At 55.4% G+C, this 20,355-nt stretch carries 18 protein-coding genes and 1 riboswitch; of the genes, 6 read left to right on the top strand and 12 right to left on the bottom strand.

Annotated features, from left to right (window positions below):
• Positions 1-123: 123 nt before the first annotated feature.
• The 4 genes from J2X14_RS07060 to metG form a co-directional block, all read right to left on the bottom strand.
• Complete coding sequence (locus J2X14_RS07060) at positions 124-816, bottom strand: CidB/LrgB family autolysis modulator (protein WP_352410508.1); 693 nt, start codon at positions 814-816, stop codon at positions 124-126.
• Complete coding sequence (locus J2X14_RS07055) at positions 809-1,201, bottom strand: CidA/LrgA family protein (protein WP_352410507.1); 393 nt, start codon at positions 1,199-1,201, stop codon at positions 809-811. The genes J2X14_RS07060 and J2X14_RS07055 overlap by 8 nt, the downstream gene beginning before the upstream one ends.
• A 357-nt stretch (positions 1,202-1,558) precedes the next feature.
• Positions 1,559-2,071: a hypothetical protein gene (locus J2X14_RS07050; protein WP_352410506.1), complete on the bottom strand. Its 513-nt coding sequence runs from the start codon at positions 2,069-2,071 to the stop codon at positions 1,559-1,561.
• Positions 2,072-2,336: 265 nt separating this feature from the next.
• Complete coding sequence (metG, locus tag J2X14_RS07045; RefSeq protein ID WP_352410505.1) at positions 2,337-4,367, bottom strand: methionine--tRNA ligase; 2,031 nt, start codon at positions 4,365-4,367, stop codon at positions 2,337-2,339.
• Positions 4,368-4,580: 213 nt separating this feature from the next.
• Here metG and apbC point away from each other — a divergent pair, with 213 nt between their 5' ends.
• A complete protein-coding gene (gene apbC, locus J2X14_RS07040) occupies positions 4,581-5,693 on the top strand; it encodes an iron-sulfur cluster carrier protein ApbC (protein WP_352410504.1) in 1,113 nt (370 codons plus the stop codon).
• A gap of 3 nt (positions 5,694-5,696) precedes the next feature.
• Here the strand turns inward: apbC and fucO are convergent, their stop codons facing one another.
• The 5 genes from fucO to J2X14_RS07015 all read right to left on the bottom strand — a co-directional run bounded on the left by fucO (position 5,697) and on the right by J2X14_RS07015 (position 13,102).
• Positions 5,697-6,845 (bottom strand): lactaldehyde reductase, encoded by a 1,149-nt coding sequence (fucO, locus tag J2X14_RS07035; RefSeq protein WP_352410503.1) that lies wholly within the window; start codon positions 6,843-6,845, stop codon positions 5,697-5,699.
• 242 nt (positions 6,846-7,087) lie between these two features.
• Entirely contained in the window at positions 7,088-7,537 is a 450-nt protein-coding gene (locus J2X14_RS07030; protein ID WP_352410502.1) for a GNAT family N-acetyltransferase, read from the bottom strand.
• Positions 7,538-7,674: 137 nt separating this feature from the next.
• Complete coding sequence (gene torA / locus J2X14_RS07025) at positions 7,675-10,149, bottom strand: trimethylamine-N-oxide reductase TorA (RefSeq protein ID WP_352410501.1); 2,475 nt, start codon at positions 10,147-10,149, stop codon at positions 7,675-7,677.
• Positions 10,146-11,312 (bottom strand): NapC/NirT family cytochrome c, encoded by a 1,167-nt coding sequence (locus J2X14_RS07020; RefSeq protein ID WP_352410500.1) that lies wholly within the window; start codon positions 11,310-11,312, stop codon positions 10,146-10,148. Before J2X14_RS07020 ends, torA begins: the two co-directional genes overlap by 4 nt.
• Positions 11,313-11,683: 371 nt before the next feature.
• Positions 11,684-13,102, bottom strand: a complete 1,419-nt coding sequence (locus J2X14_RS07015) for a sugar porter family MFS transporter (RefSeq protein ID WP_352410499.1) — start codon at positions 13,100-13,102, stop codon at positions 11,684-11,686.
• 300 nt (positions 13,103-13,402) lie between these two features.
• On the opposite strand from J2X14_RS07015, the gene eco reads away from it, so the two are divergent.
• The 3 genes from eco to mltB all read left to right on the top strand — a co-directional run bounded on the left by eco (position 13,403) and on the right by mltB (position 15,391).
• A complete protein-coding gene (gene eco, locus J2X14_RS07010) occupies positions 13,403-13,903 on the top strand; it encodes a serine protease inhibitor ecotin (RefSeq protein WP_352410498.1) in 501 nt (166 codons plus the stop codon).
• Positions 13,903-14,139, top strand: coding sequence for a putative hemolysin (locus J2X14_RS07005; protein ID WP_352410497.1), 237 nt, complete (start codon positions 13,903-13,905; stop codon positions 14,137-14,139). The genes eco and J2X14_RS07005 overlap by 1 nt, the downstream gene beginning before the upstream one ends.
• Before the next feature lie 175 nt (positions 14,140-14,314).
• Positions 14,315-15,391, top strand: coding sequence for a lytic murein transglycosylase B (gene mltB, locus J2X14_RS07000; protein WP_352410496.1), 1,077 nt, complete (start codon positions 14,315-14,317; stop codon positions 15,389-15,391).
• A 248-nt stretch (positions 15,392-15,639) separates the two neighbouring features.
• Here the strand turns inward: mltB and J2X14_RS06995 are convergent, their stop codons facing one another.
• Together J2X14_RS06995 and J2X14_RS06990 are read right to left on the bottom strand one after the other, a co-directional pair.
• Positions 15,640-16,473: a class I SAM-dependent methyltransferase gene (locus J2X14_RS06995; RefSeq protein WP_352410495.1), complete on the bottom strand. Its 834-nt coding sequence runs from the start codon at positions 16,471-16,473 to the stop codon at positions 15,640-15,642.
• A 40-nt stretch (positions 16,474-16,513) separates the two neighbouring features.
• Positions 16,514-17,497 (bottom strand): radical SAM/SPASM domain-containing protein, encoded by a 984-nt coding sequence (locus tag J2X14_RS06990; RefSeq protein ID WP_352410494.1) that lies wholly within the window; start codon positions 17,495-17,497, stop codon positions 16,514-16,516.
• A 404-nt stretch (positions 17,498-17,901) separates the two neighbouring features.
• Positions 17,902-17,997, top strand: a riboswitch (TPP riboswitch).
• Between the two features lie 33 nt (positions 17,998-18,030).
• Here J2X14_RS06990 and thiM point away from each other — a divergent pair.
• Entirely contained in the window at positions 18,031-18,822 is a 792-nt protein-coding gene (gene thiM / locus J2X14_RS06985; RefSeq protein ID WP_352410493.1) for a hydroxyethylthiazole kinase, read from the top strand.
• Positions 18,819-19,619: a bifunctional hydroxymethylpyrimidine kinase/phosphomethylpyrimidine kinase gene (thiD, locus tag J2X14_RS06980; protein WP_352410492.1), complete on the top strand. Its 801-nt coding sequence runs from the start codon at positions 18,819-18,821 to the stop codon at positions 19,617-19,619. Before thiM ends, thiD begins: the two co-directional genes overlap by 4 nt.
• Positions 19,620-19,663: 44 nt before the next feature.
• On the opposite strand, the gene J2X14_RS06975 is transcribed toward thiD, so the two are convergent.
• Entirely contained in the window at positions 19,664-20,350 is a 687-nt protein-coding gene (locus J2X14_RS06975; RefSeq protein WP_352410491.1) for a GntR family transcriptional regulator, read from the bottom strand.
• Positions 20,351-20,355: the final 5 nt, after the last annotated feature.

Genomic DNA, 20,355 nt, shown 5'->3' with positions numbered 1-20,355 from the left:
GCCTCTTATAAAAGGGATATCCCAAAATTGTAAAGCACCGACAACGGGTTATATGTGATCTGTGTCGCTACGGCAATGCAATGCGTGAAATGAAATGACAATTTGCGCGATCTCTCGCAACTTTTAACCAAAAAGCGCCAGCAGCAGCGGAAAAAGGAACGGTGCCATTAAAGACGTAATGATGCCGCACAGCACCAGCGCCAGCGAGCTGAACGCCCCTTCCTGATAATCCATTTCGGCACAGCGCGCCGTGCCCAGCGCATGAGAAGCGTTGCCGATGGCCAGCCCGCGTGAGGCTTTGGTTTTAATGCGCATCAGATTCAGCAGCATATGGCCGAACACCGCGCCCAGCACGCCCGCGATCAGCACGCAGATAGCGCTAATGGCCGGGATGCCATGCAGCGAGGCGGAAACCGCCATCGCAATCGGCGTGGTAACCGATTTTGGCATAATGGTGGCGGCGATTTCCGGCGTTGCGCCCAGCCACAGAGCGATAGCGGTGCCGGAAACCATGGCGGTAATGCTGCCGATAAAGCAGACGCCGATAATGGATTTCCAGCGCGCGCGAATCTGATGGATTTGCTCATAGAGCGGCAAGGCCAGCGCCACCACCGACGGTTGCAACAGGCTGTTAAGGATTTCGCTGCCCTGAAAGTAACGCGCGTAAGGCATATTGATCAGCAACAGCAAGGGGATAATCACCGCCATTGAGATCAGCAGCGGATTAAACAGGGAAATTTTTACCCGCGCCGCCAGCCTGCGGGCGGAAAAGAACACCGCGAGCGTCAGCGGCAGCGACCACCAGATATCACTCATTTTTATTGTCCCCAACGATGGGTTTACTGTGCAGGCGGTGCGAGCTGTAACCGACGATGATTAATACCAGCATGGTGCTGACTACGCAGGAAACCATAATCGGGCCGAACTGGGCGCTAAGCACATCGGTGTAGTTCATTACGCCGACGCTGATCGGCACAAACAGCAGCGCCATATAGCGGATAATCAGATAGCAGCCGGGTTTTACCCAGTTTACCGGAACAATCTGGAATCCCAGCAGTAGAAAGAGGATCAGCATGCCAATAATACTGCCGGGGATCACGATAGGCAGTAGGGAAGCGATGCCAATACCGGCGTAAAGGCAGAGATAGATAATGATGAAGGCGCGCAGATAGCGCCAGCAGGCAGACAGCACAGCTGACATGGCAGACTCCTGTGGTTAGCGCCAATAAGCATACGCTGAAACCCCGATACGTGCTACCGTTCACATTTTTCGTTGCATTAAGCCTGCTGGTTATCGAGCGGGCAGATCAGAGGGGGCTGCGGGAACAATCGCCGCAACGTATAACGTTTTTTCTGGGAAATTTACGCTTTTCTTTCCAGATTTCTTTATTGTCATTTTTTCTTGCTGATTTATACAGAAAAGCGTACTGCCGCCTGGGGTTGAACACGGGTGAACAACAGCGTGTTTTGCCTGTAGGATCAGGCGGCCTGAAGTCAATGTGTCGTGCTGGTGGCGCGAAAAAGATTTATAAAAACGCGCTATCATTTTGCCTGGTGGTTATTTTACCATGCCTCCTGGAAAAACGCCTTTACGGGCATCTTCTCGTCTTTGCGCCTTCTTAGCGTTCTCTCTTTGTAATAGCTTAGAGTCGTTATTTTCTTTCCATATCCTGGCGGCTTCTCGATTATCCTGATAATATTTTGCTAATTGCTTATCTATTTTTCCTTTGAGTTTGCTGGCTTTTAAAGATAATTTTTCCAGTTTTTTTAATTTTGCTTTGTTTTCATTGTAGTGTGTTTTATATTCTTCGGATTGTATTTTTTTGCGGCCGTTTTCGGCTTGAATTACGCAGTGAGCTAGCTGTTGAGAAACATTTTTTAAGCTACGGTCATTATGAAGTGTTACTTCAAATTTTCCGGTTGTTCCGCGGCTGGTTGTTATTTGTTTGTGGCTATTTGTGACTTTTTTTATTTCTTTAGCCAGGGCCGTAATATGTTCTTTTTTTACTTTGTCAAAATGATGAGTGTTTATATTGGTAATATTAGAATTACTAGAGATATTTTGTACCATAATATATCGTTCTCTTCCTGTATAAGCGATTAATTAGGTTAATCTTTGTAAGGTGTTTACTAATTGAAAAACCAACTGAAAAATTAGTTGTTAGCTAAATTTGCTACTCTGGTGCGATAATGTAGCGTTGTTATTAGATAAGTTCTGTTTAGTGCATTTATTAATATAGCAAAACAAAAAAGTCTAAAAAACAAAAAAACGCCCATCTCAGGATGGGCGGGAAAATTATTTTACAGGCAATTATTTCACCTTACTTTACAGGCGATTATTTCACCGGCATGCCTGGCTGGGCACCGTCTGCGCCAAGGATAAACAGATCCTTACCGCCCGGCCCTGCTGACAGCACCATACCTTCCGATACGCCAAAGCGCATTTTACGTGGCGCCAGGTTAGCCACAATAATGGTATGACGCCCAACCAGCACCGAAGGATCCGGGTAGGCGGCGCGAATACCAGAGAAAATCTGACGCGTTTCTCCGCCCACATCCAGCACCAGGCGCAGCAGTTTATCGGAACCTTCAACCAGCTCAGCGGTTTTGATCAGCGCTACGCGCATATCGACTTTGGCAAAGTCATCAATGGTAATGGTATCCGCAATCGGATCGTCCGCCAGCGGGCCGGTTGCCGCTGGTTTGGCTGCGGCAGCGGCATCTTCCTTCGACGCTTCAATTAAACCGTTAACTTTCGGCATCTCAATACGGCTGTAAAGCGCTTTAAACGGTGCAACTTCATGATCCAGCAGCGGTGTGGCGATAGCATCCCATTGCAGTTCGGTTTTCAGGAAACCTTCAACCCGCTCGCTTAAAGAAGGCAGCACCGGCTTCAGCCAGGTCATCAGCACGCGGAACAGGTTAATGCCCATGGTGCAGATTGCCTGCAGATCGGCATCGCGGCCTTCCTGCTTCGCCACCACCCACGGCGCCTGCTCATCAACATAGCGGTTAGCTACATCGGCCAGCGCCATGATTTCCCGGATCGCGCGGCCATACTCACGGCTAAGCCAGGCGTCGCCGATGCTTTCTGCGGCATCGGTAAAGGTTTGATACAGCGCCGGGTCAGCCAGATGGTCCGCCAGCTTGCCGCCGAAACGTTTGGCGATAAAGCCAGCGTTGCGCGAAGCCAGGTTAACCACTTTATTCACGATATCGGCATTAACGCGCTGCACGAAATCTTCCAGATTCAGGTCGATATCATCGATGCGTGAAGAGAGCTTGGCTGCATAGTAATAGCGCAGGCTGTCGGCATCCATATGCTCAAGCCAGGTGCTGGCCTTGATAAAGGTGCCGCGCGATTTGGACATCTTGGCGCCGTTTACCGTCACGTAGCCATGCACAAACAGATTGTTCGGCTTACGGAAATTGCTGCCTTCCAGCATCGCTGGCCAGAACAGGCTATGGAAATAGACAATATCCTTACCGATAAAGTGATACAGCTCGGTAGTGGAATCTTTCTGCCAGTACTCGTCAAAATTCAGATCGCCGCGCTTATCGCACAGGTTTTTGAACGAGCCCATATAGCCGATAGGCGCATCCAGCCAGACGTAGAAATATTTGCCCGGCGCGCCAGGAATTTCAAAGCCGAAGTAAGGGGCATCGCGCGAGATATCCCACTGCTGCAGACCCGATTCAAACCACTCCTGCATCTTGTTCGCTACCTGCTCCTGCAGCGCGCCGGAGCGGGTCCAGGCCTGAAGCATTTCGCTGAAAGAAGGCAGATCGAAGAAGAAATGCTCAGAATCACGCATCACCGGCGTCGCGCCGGAAACCACTGATTTCGGATCGATCAGCTCAGTTGGGCTATAGGTTGAGCCGCACACTTCGCAGTTATCGCCATACTGATCCGTGGCTTTACATTTCGGGCAGGTGCCTTTAACAAAGCGATCCGGCAGGAACATGCCTTTTTCCGGGTCGAACAGCTGGGAAATGGTACGATTTTTAATAAACCCGTTCTCTTTCAGACGGGTATAGATCAGCTCCGACAGCTCGCGGTTCTCATCGCTGTGCGTCGAGTGATAGTTATCGTAGCTGATGTTAAAGCCAGCAAAATCTTTCTGATGCGCCTGACTCATCTCAGCAATCATCTGCTCAGGCGTGATTCCCATCTGCTGCGCTTTCAGCATAATCGGGGTGCCGTGCGCGTCATCGGCACAAATGAACCAAACCTGATTGCCGCGCATTCGTTGGTAACGAACCCAAATATCAGCCTGGATGTGCTCCAGCATATGGCCGAGATGGATAGGGCCGTTAGCGTACGGCAGGGCGCACGTTACCATTATTTTTTTCGCGACTTGAGTCATAGCGGGAATTATTTCTTCTGGTTAAAAAGGGCTTTAGATGGTAACCGAAAGCCCGACCTGCCGTAAACAAAGGGATTTTGCCTGTTGTCAGTCAAATACGCTTTGCATGGGCTTCTGGTATGCTTAGAGACATCACCTTATGCCCGGAAAACACCGGTTATTAAGACAGGCGATAAGCCGGACATAAAACAACCTGAAGCACAAGGAGAAGGGATGAGTTCACGCTCCCAGGGGGCTTTTTCGCCCGACACGCTGCGCGCCATGACCGCAGGCGTATTAACCACTTTTACACATCCGACGCTGAAGCATAATCTCACCACGCTGAAGGCGCTGCACCATGTCGCGCTAATGGACGACACGCTGCATATAGAAATCAAAATGCCGTTTGCCTGGGGCAGCGGCTTTGAAGCGTTACAAGAGCAAACCAGCGCCGATCTGCTGCGGATTACCGGCGCGCAGGCGATTGACTGGCGCTTAAGCCATGATATCGCCACCCTGAAGCGGGTAAAAAACCAGCCGGGCGTTAACGGTGTGAAAAATATTATTGCCGTAAGCTCAGGTAAAGGCGGCGTGGGTAAATCAAGCACGGCGGTCAATATGGCGCTGGCGCTGGCGGCGGAAGGCAGCCGGGTCGGCATTCTTGACGCTGATATTTATGGTCCATCGGTGCCGACAATGCTGGGCACTGAAGATCAGCGTCCTTCGTCGCCGGACGGCACCCATATGGCGCCGATTATGGTGCATGGCCTGGCGACCAACTCGATTGGCTATCTGGTTACTGAAGATAACGCCATGGTGTGGCGCGGCCCGATGGCCAGTAAAGCGCTGATGCAGCTGCTGAATGAAACGCTGTGGCCGCAGCTGGATTATCTGATTCTGGATATGCCGCCGGGCACCGGTGACATTCAGCTGACGCTGGCGCAAAACGTGCCGGTCACCGGCGCGCTAGTGGTGACAACGCCGCAGGATGTGGCCTTGATCGATGCGCGCAAAGGCATTGTGATGTTTGAAAAAGTTGAGGTGCCGGTGCTGGGCGTGGTGGAAAACATGAGCATGCATATTTGCAGCAACTGCGGCCATCTCGAAGCGATTTTCGGCAGCGGCGGGGCGGAGATGCTGGCGGAAAAATACCATACCCGCCTGCTGGGCCAGCTGCCGCTGCATATTACGCTACGTGAAGATCTTGATGCCGGTCAGCCTACGGTGATCCGCCGACCGGAAAGCGAATTTGCCGACCTCTATCGCCAGCTGGCGGGCGCGGTGGCGTCGGAGCTTTACTGGCAGGGAGAAGTGATCCCTGGCGACATCGCCTTTCGCGCCCTGTAGCCTTTACAGCGCCTGAAGATAGAGTTCCCGTACCTGCTCGCGCGTGGCGGTACGGGGATTAGCTGGCGCGCAGGGATCCGCCAGCGCCTTATCCAGCCAGCCCTCAATATCGCTCTCTGTAATGCCCAACTGGCGGAAGCCGGAAGGAATGCCTACCTGCCCGGCCAATTGACGCAGCGCCTGAATCGCGGCATGGCTGGCGGCCTCTTCATCCATTGCCGAGGTATCGACGCCCAGCGCAACCGCAATGCGGGCAAAGCGCGCCACGCAGGCGGGGCGGTTAAAGGCGGCGACAATCGGCAGCAGAATCGCGTTGCAGACGCCGTGCGGAAGGTTATGCGTCGCGCCCGGCTGATGGGCCAGCGCATGCACCAGGCCCAGGCCCGCGCTGTTAAACGCCATGCCCGCCAAATATTGCGCGCAGGCCATCATCTCGCGCGCCTCGCGATTTTGCCCCTGCGCAACCGCCACCGGCAGCCAGCGGCGGATTAAGACGATCGCTTCCAGCGCCGACGGGTCGGTCAGCACATGCGCGCCCAGCGAAACATAAGCCTCCAGCGCGTGCGTCAGCGCATCCATGCCGGTGGCGGCAGTGACATCGGGCGGGATCCCCAGCATTACTGCCGGATCGTCAACGGCAATATCGGGAATCAAATGGCTGTCAATAATCACCTGCTTAATCTGCCGGGCGCTATCGGTGATCACCGCATTGCTGGTGGCTTCCGCTGCGGTACCGGCGGTGGTATTAATCGCCACCAGCGGCACGCCGGGCTGGCGCACGTTACCCACGCCTGCGTAATCCACCGCGCGGCCGGGATTAGCGGTAAGGATTTTAATCGCTTTAGCAGTATCAATCGGGCTGCCGCCGCCAAACGCGATCAGAAAATCGCATTGATGCTCACGAAAGGCGGCGATGCCCGCCTGCACCTGCTCTTCGGTAGGGTTCGGCGCGACGCCGGTAAACAGGGCGTAAGGAATCGCCTGCTGCTCAAGGCTTTCGGTCAGGCTGCGGGTTAAACCCAGCTCCGCCAGCTGCGCATCGGTAACGATCAGCGCCTTGCCCCAGTTTTTTTGCGTCAGCAGCCGCGCCATATCGGCAATCGCCTCATAGCCGTGCAGACTGATGCCCGGTAATGCCAGTTGAAAGCTCATGTTTACCTCCATCAATATCAAAGCGGCGATGCGGCTGCGCTGAATACACCGGCGCGGTCGCTACCTGAAAAGGGTTAAATGATAATCTGAGATAAAACTAGCGGGGCGAGCGTGGTGAAACCTTCCCGCTACGGTCACCCGCGGCGGGAAGCTGGCAGTAAGAATAAGAAACGACCCTGACAGCTCACGCTTTTAGCGTGTTAAATGAAATAATTAAATATTATCAACAGGTTAAATCACGGCTATTGGCCCATGTAACGCAGCGTTGCGGCTTTCGGATAGTGCATTAACAGATAGCTTCCATGCTCGCTTTCACCGGCGGAAACGATCTCCCAGCCGTGCTGCAGGTAAAATTGCTGCGCCGCTTTATTCGCCTGCAAACATTTCAATGCGCCGGTGGCGGTGAAGCGCGTCTGGATCGCCTGTAACAACGCGCTGCCGACGCCGCGTCCCTGATATTGCGGATCGATAAACAGGCTGTGGAGAAAATTGTCGTTTTCCAGCCAGGCGGCGAACCCCAGCCGGTGACCGTCATCTTCCGCAACCAGCACCTGTTCACCCAACACGACCCGATCAAAATCCTCCAGCTGCCAACTGTCGGCATCAAGCCACGTCCAGTTGGCCTTGCGCGAGGCGAGAAACAGCGTGCGTAAAAATGGACGGTCAGCTTCGGTAAAAGGGCGTATATGCATGCGTTCTCCTTATGCTCAGCGCAATGTCATCAGATGTTAATAAAACTAGCACGCTTAACGGCAGACGAACGAGGCAGAGAGGGAAACGGCAAAGGCGGAGCGCCGCTCCGACGCGGGAGCGGCGCAATAAGCAGCGATCAGATGACGCCGGGCGGCATGGCGTGCGCGCTATTTGGCGGGGCTTCGCCGCGATATTTTTCCACTTCCAGCTGCGCCATATGGCCGCAGTTGCCCTGCGCCAGCATTGAGCTACCGATATCAACGGTCAGGCAGTTAACATTGCCGTTGCGGCAGAGCGTGCCGGGCTGAGCGGGCTCGGCGGGATCGTACCAGGCACCTTCGCTGATACGCACCACGCCGGGACGAATATCCGCGGTGACCAGCGCGCCGACCAGGATCTGTCCGCGTGCGTTAAAAGCGCGTACCAGATCGCCGCTGCGAATGCCGCGCTGCACGGCATCCTGCGGATTAATCAGTATCTCTTCGCGGTTAGCGACAGCATGCTTTTCGCGCAGCGGGGTATTATCCAGCTGTGAGTGCAGCCGCAGGGCGGGATGCGCGGTATTCAGCGACAGCGGCCAGCGTTTAGCCAGTTCACTGCCGTGCCACTCCAGCGGCGGCAGCCAGCCCGGCACGCCCGGACAATCGGGATAGTGCATGGCGGCAACGCGCTGTGAAAAGATTTCAATCTTACCGGAAGGGGTGCCCAACGGATTAAGCAGCGGGTCGGCGCGAAAATCGGCAAAGCGTACCCACTGTTTATTAGCGTCCGGGATCGGAAAGCGAATATAGCTGTTTGACTGCCAGAACATATCGAACGGCGGCAGCGCGACGCCCGCCGCCCGCGCCTGGCTTTTCATCTTGTCATACATCACTTTCAGCCACAGCATCTCATCGCGCCCTTCGGTAAAAGCCTGCTCAACGCCGAGTCGCGCGGCAATGGCGCGAAAAATATCAAAATCGTTGCGCGCCTGATGCTGCGGCGCAACGCACTGGCGCATCGGGAACACATAAAGCTGGGAATAGTCGCCGCCCATCTCCAGATCGTTGCGCTCATAGCTGGTGGTGCAGGGCAGCACAATATCCGCATGCTTAGCCGTCGCCGTCCAGTAAGGCTCCTGTACCACGATGGTTTCTGGTCGCCGCCACGCCTGCAGCAGGTTATTGGTATCCTGATGATGATGGAAAGGATTGCCGCCAGCGACATACACCATTTTTACGTCGGGGTAGGTGACCTGACGACCGTTAAAATTAATTGTTTTACCTGGGTTCGCCAGGCAGTCGGCGATGCGCGCCACCGGAATCGGCGTGGGGGCGTTTTTGGGCGCTTCGCCCGCGCTGATACCGGAAATAATGCCGCCGCGTGCCGTCGGGCTGCCTCCGGAAGAGTAATGGTAGCTAAAGCCAAAGCCGCCGCCCGGCAGACCGATCTGACCCAGCATGGCGGCCAGCGTCACCAGCAGCCAGTGCGGCTGCTCGCCGTGGTGCTGACGCTGAATGCCCCAGCCAGCCATGATCATGGTGCGCTTTTGCGCCATTTCACGCGCCAGCTGGCGCAGGCTCTCCGCCTCAACGCCACAAATTTCGCTGGCCCACTGCGCGTTTTTCACCACGCCGTCCGTTTCGCCCAGCAGGCTGGCGCGAAAGCGATCGAAGCCGACGGTATAACGCTTCAGGAAGGCTTCGTCATGCAATTGCTCGCTGAGGAGGGTATGGGCGATGCCCATGATCATCGCGCTGTCGGTATAGGCATGGGGCGCGATCCACTGCGCATTTAACTGCTTTGCGCCAGGCTGACGGATCGGGTCGATAGCGATGGTTCTGATGCCTTTGTTTGCCAGCTGGGCAAAGCCGTCCAGACCAACGTGATCCGGCACGTTCCAGCTATTTTTCAGCGTGGTGTGCGGATTACAGCCCCATAAAACCACCAGCTCGCTGTGCTCCAGCACGTTGGGCCAGCTGGTTTGCTGCTCGTAGACCTCCATCGATCCCATTACGTGCGACATAATCACCTGGGCCGCGCCGGTGGAGTAGTCGCCGCTGCAGCTGAGAAAGCCGCCGGAAAGGTTCATCAGGCGCTGTAACAGGGCGCGGCAGTTGTGCAGCATGCCGGTGCTTTTCCAGCCATACGATCCGGCGTAAATCGCCGAAGGGCCATAATCCTGTTGCAGACGCTTAATTTCCGCGCTCACCAGCGCGATGGCGCGATCCCAGCTCACCGGCACCCACTCATCGCACCCGCGGCGCTCAGGGTAGCTGCCGGGACCGTTTTCCAGCCAGCTTTTACGCACCATCGGCGTTTTGATGCGGTTAGGCGCATACACCTGCCAGGGCGCCATGGCTATCAGCTCGTTGGGCGCCGGATCGTCAGAAACCGCCTGTACGCCGACCAGGCGCTCATTTTCTACTATCGCTTCAAAAGCGCCCCAGTGGGCAGCGGTGAGGATACCTTTCCGTGCCGGACGCAGGGCGGTAAACTGCGGCAGCGCCTGGCTGATAGCCTGTGCCAGCGCAGTTTTGCTGTAGCCGAAATGTAAGGCGCTGGCGGCCAGCAGGCCGCTACCGGCCTGTAAAAAACGGCGGCGGGACCAGCCGGAGGTGACATTTTTCATTGTTCGCTCCCCTCTGTTTTTGTCATATCGCTGGCGTGTTTCTGTGCATACTGCGTCAGCAAGCGCAGCTGTTCTTCATCCAGCGCGGTGCGCGGCGCCATACCTTTCATCACGCCGATCCACTGATTCGCGTTGTAATGATCCAGGGCGGTTAAACCGTGACAGCCGGTACAGTTGGCCGACATCAGGCCAGCCGCGTACTGCCAGATTTTTTGCTGGTCATCGATTAAGCTTTTTTTCGGCAGCCAGAAGGTGAGCGCGACCTGATGCCACTGCTGTCCGGTTTCGCTGTCGGTTTGCGTACTGATGCGGGTCACGCGCTCTGCCGCGCGTTCATCCAGCACCGCGCTCATAATGCGTTTACCCGGCGCTGCATAGAGCGCGCCCGGCACATCCTGCTGTTGCCAGCCGTCAAGACGCGCCTGTAGCTGGTCGCCATTGCGCTGTATCACCGTGATCTCGCTGGAGGGAAACAGCGTGCCGTCAGTTTGCGCCGAATCGGCATCGAGCCGGAAAGGCTGGGTGACCACCGCGTAGAGGCGGGTCGCCTGCGCAGGCGTATGGGCAGCGGCAGAAATCAGCTGCGTCGCACCGCTGGCGTTGCTGGCGCTCATATCGGGCAGAATGTGGGCAACGCCGCGATGGCAGTCGATACAGGTTTGGCCCTCGCGGATGGCAACGGGATGCGCCTTACGCGCTTCAGGACGCTGCGCCAGCACATCCATTGCCTCAAAGCTGTGACAGCTGCGGCAGGTGGCGGAATCATTGGCCTTCATGGTTTTCCAAACGGACTCCGCCATGCTGAGCTTATGGGCGTTATATTTCTCTTCGCTATCGATTTTGCCGCTGATTTCACCGACCACATCCTTCAGCGCGCCCATTTTTGTCAGCATATAATCCACCGGCTGCGGCGGAACATGGCAGTCGGCGCATCCGGCGCGAATCCCTGCCGGATTCTGAAAGTGAATGCTGCCCTGATATTCCGCCAGCGGACGCTGCATGCTGTGACAGGAAACGCAAAACTCGCTGTCGCTGGTTTTATGCATGATAGTGACGCTGCCCGCTAACACCGCTACGCCGATAATCGCGCCCAGCAGTAACAGCCCCATAATTCGTCCGCTTTTTAGCCATGCGAACCCCAAAAAACGCCTGCTCCTCGCCATGTAAACTCCTGGTTTATTGTTATTTATTGCGTATCCATTAAAAACAGCCTTATATACCTCTAAATGAGTAGCGAGGGGTTGTGCCGTATCAAAAAAGCGGGCTTTGATAGAATCAACAGCGGCAGAAGGGCGGGCGTTAGCCGCTGCGGGATATGAATGGGTTTTTTAAGCCACAGTGGGGTATCAATGGGTTTTGTGGTCGTAGCGGGATATTGCGTTGCTTCTTAGTTACAACATCCTTAAGTGCGGAAAAGAAACGTCGCATTCGGCTGCGGTGACACCCTCACGCAAAAGCGTTCGGGCCTGTTATTCAGGTCCGAACGGGGGGTATATGAAATGATCGAAAATCGATGCAGAACAGAGGGCGGTGGTTACTGCCCTAAATCCCGCAGCTTTTTACCGGCCATCAGGTTCTTCTCAATATGTTCCAGCGTGACGTTTTTGGTTTCTGGAATCAGCCAGAAAGTGATCACGATAAACACCAGGTTAAAGCCGGTATACAACCAGAAGGTGCCCGCCGCGCCAATAAGATCCAGCAGCGTCAGGAAGGTGGCACCGATAATCATATTGGAGACCCAGTTCGTGGTGGTGGAGCAGGTGATGCCGAAGTCGCGGCATTTCAGCGGCTGGATTTCCGAGCAGAGGATCCAGACCACCGGCGCAGCGCTCATGGCGTAGCCTGCGATACACATCATGGTCATGCCCACCGACAGCCAGGAAAGACCAGGGGTGATATCGCCTTTCCCGGCCTGCATCAGGCAGTAGCCCAGGATCAGCGTGGCGAAAGCCATAACGGAAAAGCCAATCTTCAGCACCGGTTTTCTGCCCGCTTTATCCACGGTAAACACGGCAATCAGCGTCGCCAGCATAAAGGTTAAGCCAACCACCACGGTCGCCATCATCTGCTGTTGGGTATTGCTAAAGCCCGCCATTTTAAAAATTTGCGGCGCGTAATACATGATGATGTTCATGCCGGTGAATTGCTGCATCGCCTGCAGTAGCATGCCGAGAAATACCGCGCGACGGACATTGCTGTTGCGTTTGAACAGCGTCCAACCGCCCTGTTTCATTTGCAGGCTTTGACGGATGTCATTCAGCTCGGCGCGGGCTTTTTCGGAGGTATCGCGCAGCATTCGCAGCACCTCTTCCGCTTCAATATGTAAACCTTTCGCCGCCAGCCAGCGCGGGCTGTTGGGCAGAAAAATCACCAAACCAAACAGCAGCACCGCCGGTAGCGCCAGAATACCCAGCATGGCGCGCCAGTTGCCGCTGTAGCTCAGGGCGGTATCGGAAAGAAACGCCAGCAGGATGCCAAAGGTGATCATCAGCTGATACATGCTGATCATTTTGCCGCGAATGTTTTCGCTGGCCATTTCCGACAGGTAGAGCGGGGCGGTATACGAGGCGATGCCTACTGCCACGCCCAGCACCACGCGCGCGGCCAACAGCGTCTCAAGGCTGTTGGCGAAAGCGGATCCCAGCGAACCCAGAATAAATAATACCGCGCCCGCCATCAGGCTATATTTGCGCCCGAGCCGGGAAGAGACCCAGCCGTTACAAATCGCGCCCAGCGCCGCGCCAAGCATCATGCTGCTGACCACCCACTCCTGCTGGTGGCTGGTCAGTGAAAAGTGATGCGTAATAAATGGCAACGCCCCGGCAATCACGCCGATATCCAGCCCAAACAGCAGGCCGGCCAGCGCGGCGGAAACAGAGATAAACAGATTCATTCGACGCACTTTGCGTCTGTGCATATCGTTTATATCTAAGTTACTGTTAACGTAAGACATTTTACCGCTCCAGTTTAATGTGCTGCACTATAAGGCAACATACAAAATTTCTGGCGGCAGGCGTGATGGTAAATAGTGCATAGTGATGGATAATTCTGCTGCTGGCGGGGTTTTTGTGACGAGGATCTCGCTCCACGCCAGGGCGCGCGGCTTTTCAGCACGGCAACAAAGAAGCGTTACGGGCAATATCCCGCCCACGCCAATGCTGGCTTTTTACTGTTTTTTTGATTAGCTTCAGCATTAACTACGGCTGATTCGTGTTAGCCTGGACAAATGCATCATTAAAAGGCAGAAAAGAAGATGAAAATGAAAGCAATATTACTCAGTGCGCTCTGTATTTCGGTTTCCGCTTGCGCTCAGCAGGCGAAAACAGCGGACGAGCATCCCGCTCTGGAAAGCGTCGCGCCTTATCCGGCAGCGGAGAAAGGGCAGGTTCGTCAGGTGATCTGGCTGCCGCAGCAGCAAAACGAGGAGAACTACAAAGTCGAGCTGTTGATCGGTAAAACGCTGGAGGTAGACTGCAATCGCCATATGATGGGCGCGCAGCTGGAGCAGCAGACGTTGAAAGGCTGGGGTTACGACTATTACGTGGTAAAAAGCCTGACGCCGCCCGCCTCGACGCGCATGGCCTGTATCGATAACAGCAAACATCAGGCGTTTGTTGCCGCCAATATTGGCGCGCACAGCCTGCAACGCTACAACAGCAAGCTGCCGATGGTGATCTATACGCCAGCCGATGTGCAGGTGAAATATCGTCTGTGGCAGGCGGATAGCGCCATTAATGAAGCGGTTACGCAGTAATGAAAAACTATCTCATGCTGCTGACAGCGTTAGCGCTAACGGGATGTAGCCATCAGCCCGCGCCGCAAAAACGCTCGCCTGCGATCGGCATGCCCAATCCCGCCTCGGTTTATTGTATTCAGCAGTCGGGCAAGCTGGAGCGTATAAAAACTGCCGCAGGCGAGAGCAATTATTGCCATTTACCCAGCGGCGAACGTATTGAAGAGTGGACGCTGTTCCGCCGCGACCATCCATAATATCTGCGGCAGGGCTAGCCGCAAATATCGCCCTGCCGCGTTATCCTGTCTGATGTCACGGCGCGTAGATGTTAATTTTCCTGGGTCAATTTTCAGTAAATTAGGAATTTTCTTTTACGTAACGTAAATCCCCGCTTACCATTATTCTTTTTTATCGCTGAATATATGGATTTGTATGCGTTATCCTCGCCTTTTTCTACCGCTGATTCTGATCCTGGCTGCCTGTAGCAGCAAACCGACGCCGACACCGCCGCAAAGCGGCAACCCCTTTTTGGGAGAGGGTGGCTTTTTACTAAAGCCCGCGCATGAAATTCATCCGCTAAGCGGCGACTTTGCCGGTAACCCGGCGACCGGGCGCTTTGTCGATAAAATGGTGCAGGAGCATGGCTTTAACCGCCAGCAGCTGCATGATGTGCTGGCGCAGGCGAAACGTCTGAACTGGGTGCTGCGCCTGATGGATCGTCAGGCACCGACGCCGGGCTATCAGCCGCCTTCCGGGCCGAACGGCGCATGGATTCGCTACCGCAAAAAATTCATTACGCCAGATAACGTACAGAATGGCGTCGCGTTCTGGAATCAGTACCAGGATGCGCTGCAGCGGGCGCAGCGGGAATATGGCGTGCCGCCGGAAATCATTGTCGGCATTATCGGCGTGGAAACGCGCTGGGGACGCGTGATGGGCAAAACGCGCATTATCGATGCACTGGCGACGCTCTCTTTCGCCTATCCGCGGCGGGCAGAATTTTTTACCAGCGAGCTGGAAACCTTTTTGCTGATGGCGCGTAAGGAAAAACAGGATCCGCTCGATCTGCGCGGCTCCTATGCGGGCGCAATGGGTTACGGGCAGTTTATGCCTTCTTCTGAAAAAGAGTACGCGGTGGACTTTAACGGCGACGGGCAAATTAACCTTTGGGATCCGGTTGATGCCATCGGCAGCGTAGCGAACTACTTCAAACAGCACGGCTGGCAGCCAGGGGAAACCGTTGCGGTACCGGCCAGCGGTCAGGCGCCGGGTCTGGAAAACGGCTTTAAAACGCGCTATAGCGTCAGCAGCCTGGCGGCAGCAGGCCTGCGTCCGCAGAGTTCGATTAAAGGCAATCCGCAGGTGAGTCTGCTGCGGTTTGATATGGGCAAATCTTATCAATACTGGTATGGCCTGCCGAACTTCTACGTGATTACGCGCTATAACCACAGCAATCACTATGCGATGGCGGTGTGGCAGCTGGGCGAGGCGGTCAGCCTGGCGCGGTAGTAAAACAGCTGCCGCGTTAACTGAACGGCTCCTTTAATAGTTGGGCGTCCAACTTTTGGTGGTCGTTCATTAACCGCTGCGGCTTTTTTGCCTCACTTACCAGCAGACGAAACCGCCATCTACCAGCAGATTGACGCCGGTGCAGCAGGCGTTGAGCATGGTGCACAACGCCTGAACCGTCAGGGAACAAGCTAAATAGCGCCTAAGCCGCTGGCCTGCCGGGCAGATAATCTCCCGGCAGGCGGCGGCTAGCGGTTTTTAGGCGTGAATTTTAAAAATCGCATCAGGCCTGGACGGCGCTCGGAGGTCAGCAGCAGCCGGTTGTCGTCGGTGAAATCTCTTAACTCAGCCAAATGGCTGGTTTCTCGCTCAACGCGTTCGATGGCTTCAATGGTAAAAAAGCGGCTGGCCTCGGTCAGCAGCGTTTCATATTTAGCGAGAAAAGCCTCCACCCAGTGATGTACTTCAATCACCACGGTAGCGGTTTGCAACAGTTCCAGCACCTCTGCCGTTAGCAGTTCAAACTCAAATCCTTCGATATCGATCAGCACCAGCGCGTTACGCAGATCCTGCGGCGTTAACGTGGCGAGGCTTTGTTGATTGGCCGCGCCCAGAATAGTCAGCGCGCCAGCCGAGCCATTCTTGCGCCAGTTGGCGGCAATCACTTCGCGACCCTGTTCCGTTTGTTCAAAACAGATGGTTTTCCCGATTTTGCCGGAAACCAACATGCCAATGGCGTAATAGCCGTCGGCAGCGCCAATATCGATAAACGTGCTGTATTGATCGTTGGCGATGGCATCAACCAGCTGCAAAATTTCTTTTTCATACAGGCCCAGGCACTGTGAGCCGAGATCCAGTTTGCCCCACCAGGTATTTCTGTCCAGGCGCAGGCCTTTGAAAGGACCATATTTTACCTGGCCGTGCAGGAGGTCATACACCTCTAATGAGATGCGCTCCTGCCGTTCGCGGATGGTTTCGTGCCGCCAACGTTCACGCTGTTCCAGCGTGGATTGGTCGGCGCGCGCCAGCATCGGCTTAAAATATTCCGTTTCGGCAACGATTAATTTTTCTACGTCGTTCATTTGCTTACCGCTTAAGGTTCAGGAATGGAGCGTACATTCATTAAAGCTCACGTAAAATGCGCTTTCTTGCGACATCTTCTTCTGGCGTGCTGTAGTCGGCCACGGTGCAAGAGGCGCAAATACCTTTCTTAAGACCAAAATCAAACAGCCCGCGCCGGAAATTACTTAACGTTTTGGCGGCGTAAATCTCAAAGATGGTGGCGGTGTGGATATTTCCCGCAGGCGCAAGGTTGGTCTTATCGTCAAGAAAACTCTCACAGCAGGGTTGCACCGTACCATCGTAAAAAATGGTGAATTCTCTGAACGGTTTCACGCAGGGCTGAGTGCGAATCGTGGACGAAGCAACGTGTTCGGTTAGCACGCCTGCGCGGTTAGTACCATTCTGACGCCAGTCCGGCCACTGAATTTTAATCTGCACGCCTTTATGCCGAAACTGAACCGACTGCTTTTCCGTAACGCTATCCAACGTGAAATCATTGACTTTATTTTCACATGCCAGCTTTTCCAACAGCTTAGTGACGCGGCGGAAAATGGCGGCAGCGGTTTGCGTTCTGTTGGACGGCGGATGCAGCGTAACGCAAATATTATTCAGCCCGCTGTCAGCCAGCGTTTCAAGCCGGGCGAGATCCAGATAGTCGCCATTGCTGTTGAAGGCGATATGGCTGTAGGGAAGGTACTGTTTCACCAGCGCAATTTTCTTTTCCAGCGCCAGATCCAGCAACGGTTCATTATAGAGGTTTAAGGAAATGCGATTTTCATAGCGTATTTCAGCCAGTTCGCGGCACACTTTTTCCAGCGCGGCCAGATCCATGTAGCGTTGCACCGATTGGCGGTTAGAAAAGCTGACCGGACAGTAATCGCATTTCCGGTTGCAGCTGTAAGACAGCTCCATATTAACAATCTCGACGTGCCGCTTAAATAAAATCGCCTGTTGCGACGCTGACAGGCTCGCGCTGCGACGGCTGTCTAAAAGATTTTTAATATTGTCATCAGAAGCAAAAATGATTTGCTCAAAATAGTTCATGGTCTCTCCTGCCTCAGCCAGCCTGCTGGTTGATATAGCGTTTTTGATGAATATCAGAGGCTAAACTGACCCGGCTCGCCGCTGAGATGAGCAGATGCTGTATGGCCCGTCTACGCCAGGCCAGCTTGTGCCAGATTAAACCAGGCGCACTAAACCAATCGGCCGAAAAACGCCTGTTAATGCTGTTTTTCCTGGTATAGAGAAGGGCGGCTTTAAAAAGCCTGGCGGCGCGGTGATGGCAGGTTCTTTTGCCCGCAAGCGCAGGCTTACTGAGAATGCTGATCGCTGTCGCGGGTCGCTGTGCCGTAAGCCGGGCGATGCTGACTGTAAGGGTTGTGTCTGCCTCTCGCCGCTGGCATTATCTTGTACAGGTCTGAATAAGACGCTAATTACAATCTGTTGATGTACATGACTCGGGGTGCCCTTCGTATGAAGGCTGAGAAATACCCGTACCACCTGATCTGGATAATGCCAGCGTAGGGAAGTCAGATGCCTGACCGGCATTGCCTTCTTGAGCGCCGGCCAGGAGCATTATGAAACAGCCTGACCTGCCTGATAACGCGCTTGTTGCGCACTCTCTTTCCCTGTTCCGCCAGCGCGCGCCGCTGATCCACTGCATGACCAACGATGTGGTGCAATCTTTTACCGCCAACGTTTTGCTGGCGCTGCACGCTTCGCCCGCCATGGTGATTGATGCCGAAGAGGCGGCGCAGTTCAGCGCGCTGGCCGATGCGCTGCTGATTAACGTCGGCACGCTGACCCAACCGCGCGCCGCGGCGATGCTGGCGGCGGTCAACGCCGCTAACCAGGCGGGCACGCCATGGACGCTCGATCCGGTAGCGGTAGGCGCGCTGCGTCTGCGCAGTGAATTCTGTCAGCAGCTGCTGGCGCTGCGTCCCGCCGCCGTACGCGGCAACGCATCTGAAATCCTGGCGCTGGCGCAGCAGCAGGGCGGCGGACGCGGCGTGGATACCCGCCACAGCGCGGAATCGGCGCTCTCCGCTGCCCGTGAACTGGCGCAGCGCTACACGACCATTGTGGCGATCACCGGCGAGGTGGATTACGTTACCGACGGCGAGCGCATGCTGCGTATTGTGGGCGGCTCGCCGTTGATGACGCGCGTGGTGGGCACTGGCTGCGCGCTTTCGGCGGTGGTGGCGGGGTTTGCCGCGCTGCCGGGCGATCGGCTGCTGCATATTGCCAGCGCCTGTCGGATTATCGGCTGTGCGGGCGCGCAGGCGGCGGCGGCAGCCAACGGGCCAGGCAGCTTTATTCCTGCCTTTCTTGATGGGCTGTGGAATCTGAATCAGGAGACGCTGGCATGAAACGAATTAACGCGTTAACCATTGCCGGTACCGATCCCAGCGGCGGCGCAGGCATTCAGGCCGATCTAAAAACCTTTTCTGCGCTGGGCGCGTATGGCACCAGCGTGATTACCGCACTGGTGGCGCAAAACACCTGCGGCGTGCAGTCGGTCTATCGTATCGAACCCGAATTTGTCGCCGCGCAGCTCGACTCGGTATTAAGCGATGTACGCATCGACAGCGCCAAAATCGGTATGCTGGCACAGAGTGACATTGTCGAAGCGGTGGCGGAAAGGCTGCGCGATGCCGCGATTCCCTGGCTGGTGCTGGATACGGTGATGCTGGCAAAAAGCGGCGACGCGTTGCTGTCATCGCAGGCGGTAGCAACGCTGCGCGAGCGGCTGTTGCCGCAGGTCTCGCTGATCACGCCGAACCTGCCTGAAGCGGCGGCGCTGCTGGATACGCAGCATGCGCGCAATGAAGCGGAAATGAAACAGCAGGGGCGGGCGCTGCTGGCGCTGGGCTGTGAAGCGGTACTGATCAAAGGCGGACATCTCAGCGATGCCGAAAGCCCGGACTGGCTGTTTACCCGCGATGGCGAGCAGCGCTTTACCGCGCCACGTATCGCTACGCGCAATACGCACGGCACCGGCTGTACGCTCTCGTCGGCGCTGGCCGCCTTACGACCGCGTCACAGCGACTGGAGCAGCACCGTCGCGGCGGCGAAAGCCTGGCTACAGGGCGCGCTGGCAGAGGCGGATACGTTGCAGGTCGGCAAAGGCATTGGTCCCGTGCATCATTTTTACCGCTGGTGGTAAGGCGTAACGGCAATTTATCGGGCGCCGCCAGCTGAAAAGCGGCATCAGGGCTGCTCAAACCATTCGCTGTTCTGCTCGGCGATGGGCGTAATAGAGAAAATCATCTCCTGCAGATGCCGACGCATCGCCTGTTCCGCGCCGTCGGCATCGTGATTACGCAAGGTACTGAGGATCTCTTCATGCTGTTCGATTAGGCTTTCCGGCGGCGACACTTTGCTCAGCGTTAAATAGCGCACGCGATCCATGGTGGCCTTGATATTTTCTACCGTTTCCCACGCCAGCTCGCAGTTAATGCTTTGCGCAATCAGCAGATGAAATTCATCATCCAGCAGCAAAAAAGCCTGTACGTCGTGGCGCTGCGCCGCCATTTTTTGCAGCTGGAGATTGTGTTCCAGCGCCACTAACGCAGCAGGTGGCGCTTCCAGCGCCGCCCGACGCACCACGGCGATTTCCACCGCTTCGCGAATAAAACGGCCGTCCGCCACGCGCTGCGCGGAAATTTTACGGACGAAGGTGCCACGCTGCGGTAGGATTTGCACCAGTCCGGCCTCCGCCAGTTTGATAAAGGCTTCGCGCACCGGCTGACGTGAGACGTTAAAACGCGAGGAGACCTCTTTTTCCGACAGCAACGAGCCGGGATGGATGACGCAGGTCACAATATCCTGACGCAAAAATCGATAAATCTGCTGATTAACCGGCTCGTTAGCGGTGATGATGTAGGCTATTGACATACGAC

The sequence above is a fragment of the Mixta sp. BE291 genome (genome assembly GCF_031457955.1).
Classification (GTDB): Bacteria; Pseudomonadota; Gammaproteobacteria; order Enterobacterales; family Enterobacteriaceae; genus Mixta.
Note: the sequence above shows the minus strand (reverse complement) of the source record. Positions and strands in the feature narration are given on the sequence as shown.

Excerpts from the sequence above, each read along its gene's own strand:
- J2X14_RS07060 (WP_352410508.1), bottom strand. The coding sequence starts at position 816 with ATGAGTGATATCTGGTGGTCGCTGCCGCTGACGCTCGCGGTGTTCTTT.
- J2X14_RS07055 (WP_352410507.1), bottom strand. The coding sequence starts at position 1,201 with ATGTCAGCTGTGCTGTCTGCCTGCTGGCGCTATCTGCGCGCCTTCATC.
- J2X14_RS07050 (WP_352410506.1), bottom strand. The coding sequence starts at position 2,071 with ATGGTACAAAATATCTCTAGTAATTCTAATATTACCAATATAAACACT.
- metG (WP_352410505.1), bottom strand. The coding sequence starts at position 4,367 with ATGACTCAAGTCGCGAAAAAAATAATGGTAACGTGCGCCCTGCCGTAC.
- apbC (WP_352410504.1), top strand. The coding sequence starts at position 4,581 with ATGAGTTCACGCTCCCAGGGGGCTTTTTCGCCCGACACGCTGCGCGCC.
- fucO (WP_352410503.1), bottom strand. The coding sequence starts at position 6,845 with ATGAGCTTTCAACTGGCATTACCGGGCATCAGTCTGCACGGCTATGAG.
- J2X14_RS07030 (WP_352410502.1), bottom strand. The coding sequence starts at position 7,537 with ATGCATATACGCCCTTTTACCGAAGCTGACCGTCCATTTTTACGCACG.
- torA (WP_352410501.1), bottom strand. The coding sequence starts at position 10,149 with ATGAAAAATGTCACCTCCGGCTGGTCCCGCCGCCGTTTTTTACAGGCC.
- J2X14_RS07020 (WP_352410500.1), bottom strand. The coding sequence starts at position 11,312 with ATGGCGAGGAGCAGGCGTTTTTTGGGGTTCGCATGGCTAAAAAGCGGA.
- J2X14_RS07015 (WP_352410499.1), bottom strand. The coding sequence starts at position 13,102 with ATGTCTTACGTTAACAGTAACTTAGATATAAACGATATGCACAGACGC.
- eco (WP_352410498.1), top strand. The coding sequence starts at position 13,403 with ATGAAAATGAAAGCAATATTACTCAGTGCGCTCTGTATTTCGGTTTCC.
- J2X14_RS07005 (WP_352410497.1), top strand. The coding sequence starts at position 13,903 with ATGAAAAACTATCTCATGCTGCTGACAGCGTTAGCGCTAACGGGATGT.
- mltB (WP_352410496.1), top strand. The coding sequence starts at position 14,315 with ATGCGTTATCCTCGCCTTTTTCTACCGCTGATTCTGATCCTGGCTGCC.
- J2X14_RS06995 (WP_352410495.1), bottom strand. The coding sequence starts at position 16,473 with ATGAACGACGTAGAAAAATTAATCGTTGCCGAAACGGAATATTTTAAG.
- J2X14_RS06990 (WP_352410494.1), bottom strand. The coding sequence starts at position 17,497 with ATGAACTATTTTGAGCAAATCATTTTTGCTTCTGATGACAATATTAAA.
- thiM (WP_352410493.1), top strand. The coding sequence starts at position 18,031 with ATGAAACAGCCTGACCTGCCTGATAACGCGCTTGTTGCGCACTCTCTT.
- thiD (WP_352410492.1), top strand. The coding sequence starts at position 18,819 with ATGAAACGAATTAACGCGTTAACCATTGCCGGTACCGATCCCAGCGGC.
- J2X14_RS06975 (WP_352410491.1), bottom strand. The coding sequence starts at position 20,350 with ATGTCAATAGCCTACATCATCACCGCTAACGAGCCGGTTAATCAGCAG.